Raw genomic sequence first — 4,425 nt, forward strand, 5'->3', positions numbered from 1 at the left:
CTGGGGGCCCCCACGCGCAGGCGCTGGCGGCTGGACGCCGGGGGGCTGGCGGTTCGCCGCACCGCGTGCCGGCATGACGGTGTGGCGCGAGGATCTGGCGACGCTGATCCGGCATGACGGGGCGGGCTGGACAGCCGCCGATATCACCGGCGGGCGAGTCGTGATCGGCGGTAACAAGGTGGTCGGCGCGCAAGGCGCGGCAATTGCCGATCCGGTCGGTGGAGCCGTGGTCGATACGTCCGCCCGGGCTACACTTTCCGCCGTTCTGGTGCTATTGAGGAGCCACGGATTGATCGCCGCCTAAACACTCTAAAAACTGTGGCGTTCCAGCAACACCTCGAACTTTTGTGCGCTTGCGTGGAAACAAGCCGAAGGATAGGGAGTTTGCGATGTCCGTGTGACACTCATGAAAGGGGATTTATATGCGGAAGCTTGCCGTCGTTCTGGCACTCGCCTCCACCGCACTCGCCACTCCTGCCCTCGCCCGCGACAAGTCGTGGTACGTTGGCATCGAAGGCGGTGCGATGATCGTTGAAGACATCGATTACGACATCGGTGCTCTGAACAATGCCGGTTCGGTCGACCATGACTATGGTTATGACGTCGACGCAGTCATGGGCTACGATTTCGGTGGCTTCCGCCTCGAAACCGAAGTCGGTTACCGCAAGGCTACTGTGGACGGCTATTCGTCGACCACGACCACGCCGTACTTCACGGGCGCAGGCGCACTCGTCAACGCACCGGCTGGCAACTATGACTATGCTGGCGGTTCTTCGTCGGCACTCAGCTTCATGCTGAACGGCCTTCTGGACTTCGGTCCGGATGACGGCATCCAGGGCTTTGTCGGCGGTGGTGTCGGTGTTGCTCGCGTCAAGGCGAACTACGCCCTCAACAACAACGGTTCGTTCCTGAACGATTCGGACACCGTGTTCGCCTATCAGGGCCTCGCCGGTATCCGTGCACCGCTGACCGACCACATCGACGCGACGCTGAAGTATCGTTTCTTCAACGCCGAGAACGTCAAGCTGGTCGACAACACCAACCGCCTGTTCGACGGTCGTTACCGTTCGCACAGCATCCTTGGTGGTGTGACGTACAACTTCGGCGCACCTGCCGAGCCGATGGCACCTCCTCCCCCGCCGCCGGCACCCGAGCCCATGGCTCCCCCGCCGCCGCCGGCGCCGGTCGAGGTCGTTTGCTCGCCTGGTCCGTTCATCGTGTTCTTCGAGTGGGACAAGTCGGACATCACGCCTGAGGCTGCGTCGATCCTCGACAACGCCGTCACGCAGTACCAGTCGTGCGGCAACGCACAGGTCATGCTGGCAGGCCACGCCGATAAGTCGGGTTCGGCGTCGTACAACGTCGGTCTCTCGCAGCGTCGTGCAGACGGCGTCCGCGCCTATCTGTCGTCGCATGCGATCCCGGATGGCGTGATCTCGACCGAAGCGTTCGGTGAGAGCCGTCCGCGCGTCGACACCGCCGATGGCGTGCGCGAAGTGCAGAACCGTCGCGTGGAAGTCACCTACGGTCCGGGTTCGGGCCAGTAAGACTTCCGCCCTCCGGTCCTTCGGGATCGGATGCGGGAAAAGATCGGGGAGGTCGGCGCGAGCCGGCCTCCTTTTTCTTTTGTCTGCTGTTCTTTGGGGCGGGAAGAAGTTTGGTTCGCGCGGAGGCGCGGAGGCGCGGAGCCTTTTGGGGTGGGCCGCGGGGGTGCATCACGGAGGTCTGGGCAGGATTTGGCGTGCCGCACGGGATGCTTCGGCGCGGTCGCGCATGGGCGTGCGTTGGAAGTGTTCACGCGAAGGCGCAAAGGCGCGAAGATCTTGGGGCTGCCTTCTTGTGTGCCGCCGGGCGGCGGGGCGCGGCTTCGCTGATCGTGGTCGGGGCGGTCAGCCGGCTGACGTGCAATCTTTGCGCCTTCGCGCCTTCGCGTGAGATGCTAATCACTGCGCCTGGCGGCGGCGTTTTACGACGTGGGGGGATCGTCGGCCTCGAGGGCGGGGGCGAGCCAGGTGGGGATGAGCGCGTCGCCGAGGGCGTCGGTGCGGCGGTGGTCGATCATCAGGGCGAGGTCGGGATAGGTGACGCGGGTGCGGCTGCTCGGTTCGGTGAAGGGCGCGACGACCAGGCGGCGGTTGACCTTCGAACGGTGGTGCATCCGCGCAGTATTCTCCTGGCCGACATAGCAGCCCTTGGTGAAGCTGACGCCGTTCAGCTCGCGCGCATTGCATTCGAGCCAGAGCGTCTCGCCATTGCCGAGCTCGGCAACGCCTTCGGTCACGCCGAGCGACAGCCGGTGTGCGTGCCAGGCGGGTGACGCATCGCCTGCCGCTGCGTCCGCGGGGGCGAGCCAGCGGTGGCCGAGCGCGGGAAGCCGCGGATCGGGGCTGCCCTCAGTCCCCGTCGGCGACCAGTGGACATGGAGCGGATCGGGCGCGATCGTGATCGCGCGGCGCAGGCGGTAGAGCGTCAGTCGCTTCGCCAGCGCCTCGGCCTGCGTGGCTTCGACATCGACCAGCACATCGGCGCCGTCCGCCCAGAGGATGAAGTCGAACAGCACCTTGCCCTGCGGCGACAGCAAAGCGGCCCAGGCGGGCGCGCCGGGCGCGAGCAACGCGGTGTCGGCGGTCACCAGCCCCTGCAGGAAGCCGCGGACGTCCTCGCCCGCGATGCGCAGCACCGCGCGGTCGGCGAGGCAGGTGGCCGTGTCGGGCCGGGTTGCGCTGTCGGGCTGGGTCATCCCTTTCACCTAGTGCGTGCCCGGCGATTTCCAAGGCGCGCAACCGTCTGGCGTCGTCAGCCGCGCGTCGGTAGGAGGGCGCATGACCGACAGCATCACGATCCGCCGCCCCGACGACTGGCATCTCCACCTGCGCGACGGCGCGATGCTGGACGCGGTCGCGCCGCACAGCGCGCGGCAGTTCGCGCGCGCGATCATCATGCCCAACCTCACCCCGCCGGTGACGACGATCGCCGCCGCGCGCGCCTATCGCGAGCGGATCCTCGCCGCGGTCGGCGGTGCCGATTTCACGCCGCTGATGACCTGCTATCTGACCGACGGCACCGATCCGGCGGAGATCGAGCGCGGCCATGCCGAGGGCGTGTTCACCGCGTGCAAGCTCTACCCTGCGCATGCGACGACCAATTCGGCGCACGGCGTCACCGATATCCGCGCGCTGACCGGCGTGCTCGAGACGCTGCAGCGGATCGGCATGCCGCTGCTGATCCACGGCGAGGTGACGGACAAGAGCATCGACATCTTCGACCGTGAGGCGGTGTTCGTCGAGCGGACGCTCGCGCCGCTGACGCGCGACTATCCGGGGCTGAAGATCGTGCTCGAGCACATCACCACCGCCGAGGCCGCGGCGTTCGTGACCGAGGCGGATCATCCGATCGCCGCGACGATCACCCCGCAGCATCTGCTGATCAACCGCAACGCGCTGTTCGACGGCGGGCTTCGGCCGCACGCCTATTGCCTGCCCGTGCTCAAGCGCGAGACCCACCGGCTCGCGGTGCGGAAGGCCGCGGTGTCGGGATCCCCGCGCTTCTTTCTCGGCACCGACAGCGCACCGCATGTCGTGGGGGCGAAGGAATCGGGCTGCGGCTGTGCGGGGATCTTCAACGCGCCGTTCGCGCTCGAGGCGTATCTCGGCGTGTTCGACGCGGAGGGCGCGATCGACCGGTTCGAGGGGTTCGCGTCGGAGCACGGCGCGCGCTTCTACGGGCTGCCGCTGAACGAGGGCACGGTGACGCTGGTGCGCGAGAGCGTGATCGTGCCCGAGCGGGTCGGGGAGGGGGATACGTCGGTCGTGCCGTTCCTGGCGGGGACTGATGCTGGGTGGCGGTTCGCGGGCTAAGGGGCGCCGTCCGTTTCCCTTCTCCCGTCATCCTGACGAAAGTCAGGATCCAGAGCCCAGCAGCGACGGCGTTCGTGACCCTGGGTCCTGACGTTCGTCAGGATGACGGTTGGGGGGTCAGTTCGCCGGATCCTCCTCCGCGAGTCGGTCGAGCCAGAGCCGCGCTTCCTTCTGTTCGCCGGGTGCGCTCGCGCTGACCGGCCCGCGCGCGGCGAAGAAGTCGCGGTGGAGCGCGAACGGGTCGAGCATCAGCCGGTCGCGCATCGCGTCGATCTCGGTGCCCATTTCACGCAGCGCGGCGATCGTCGGGGCGATCGCGGTGCGGACGCGGCGGTCGCTGCTGCGGTCGAACAGCCCGAGCGCGCCGTTCGCGGTTTTCTCCAGCGCGGCGATCAGCGTTGCGCGATACTCGGTTTCGAGGTCCTCGCGCTGGGCGTCGAGACGGGCGAGGCGGTCGGGTTTGGCCATTCGCGTGGCGTTAGGCGATTGTGGGGGTGGGCGCTACCGGGGGCTGGTGTCGCCGTGGGTGGCCGGCGGCCCGCCGCACACGCTGTTCTCCCGCAGGCGG

5 protein-coding genes are annotated in these 4,425 nt (G+C 67.6%); 3 read left to right on the forward strand and 2 right to left on the reverse strand.

All coding sequences use genetic code 11. The features are described 5' to 3' along the window. Both NI18_RS19165 and NI18_RS19170 read left to right on the forward strand, forming a co-directional pair. The coding region (locus NI18_RS19165; protein ID WP_037532405.1) for a DUF2793 domain-containing protein at positions 1-304 on the forward strand (304 nt) is incomplete at its 5' end. Between the two features lie 118 nt (positions 305-422). Further along, positions 423-1,547 (forward strand): OmpA family protein, encoded by a 1,125-nt coding sequence (locus NI18_RS19170; protein WP_037532397.1) that lies wholly within the window; start codon positions 423-425, stop codon positions 1,545-1,547. A 419-nt stretch (positions 1,548-1,966) separates the two neighbouring features. Here the strand turns inward: NI18_RS19170 and NI18_RS19175 are convergent, their stop codons facing one another. After that, positions 1,967-2,740 (reverse strand): folate-binding protein YgfZ, encoded by a 774-nt coding sequence (locus NI18_RS19175; RefSeq protein WP_037532399.1) that lies wholly within the window; start codon positions 2,738-2,740, stop codon positions 1,967-1,969. Positions 2,741-2,822: 82 nt separating this feature from the next. Between NI18_RS19175 and pyrC the strand changes: the two genes are divergently transcribed. After that, positions 2,823-3,857 (forward strand): dihydroorotase, encoded by a 1,035-nt coding sequence (gene pyrC, locus NI18_RS19180; RefSeq protein WP_037532401.1) that lies wholly within the window; start codon positions 2,823-2,825, stop codon positions 3,855-3,857. Positions 3,858-3,974: 117 nt separating this feature from the next. Here the strand turns inward: pyrC and NI18_RS19185 are convergent, their stop codons facing one another. Further along, positions 3,975-4,325, reverse strand: a complete 351-nt coding sequence (locus NI18_RS19185) for a hypothetical protein (RefSeq protein ID WP_037532403.1) — start codon at positions 4,323-4,325, stop codon at positions 3,975-3,977. Positions 4,326-4,425 lie beyond the last annotated feature (100 nt).

Source organism: Sphingomonas sp. Ant20 (assembly GCF_000783375.1).
Lineage (GTDB): Bacteria > Pseudomonadota > Alphaproteobacteria > Sphingomonadales > Sphingomonadaceae > Sphingomonas > Sphingomonas aerolata.

Coding starts and splice junctions, on each gene's coding strand:
- NI18_RS19175 (WP_037532399.1), bottom strand. CDS start 2,740: ATGACCCAGCCCGACAGCGCAACCCGGCCCGACACGGCCACCTGCCTC.
- NI18_RS19185 (WP_037532403.1), bottom strand. CDS start 4,325: ATGGCCAAACCCGACCGCCTCGCCCGTCTCGACGCCCAGCGCGAGGAC.
- pyrC (WP_037532401.1), top strand. CDS start 2,823: ATGACCGACAGCATCACGATCCGCCGCCCCGACGACTGGCATCTCCAC.
- NI18_RS19170 (WP_037532397.1), top strand. CDS start 423: ATGCGGAAGCTTGCCGTCGTTCTGGCACTCGCCTCCACCGCACTCGCC.